Below are 234 nucleotides of genomic sequence, written 5' to 3' on the forward strand. Positions count from 1 at the left end.
TCCTGATCCCGCGCGGCGCCATCGCCGACGCCCAGACCGGCGCCATCGACGAACTGTTGCGGCGTAGCGAGCGGCACGGCCAGGCGCCGCTGGCGGTGTGGTTCGACGACAGCGATCCGGAGGCGTTGAGGAAGTCCTTCGCTGGCGCCGATGTCCAGGCGCTGGTCAACCTGCAGCACCTGCAGAACGGCCCGGCGCGCCGTGCCGAGTTCCTCGCGCTGGACGTGCCGGTAT

At 70.9% G+C, this 234-nt stretch carries 1 protein-coding gene; it reads left to right on the forward strand.

The genetic code is table 11. The features are described from left to right. Window positions 1-234 (forward strand): hypothetical protein (locus tag ACLJNW_RS28615; protein WP_410962062.1); only part of this gene is annotated, 234 nt, incomplete at both ends.

Origin of the sequence: Salmonella sp. SAL4457, assembly GCF_046548235.1 — a bacterium.
GTDB lineage: Bacteria > Pseudomonadota > Gammaproteobacteria > Enterobacterales > Enterobacteriaceae > Salmonella > Salmonella enterica.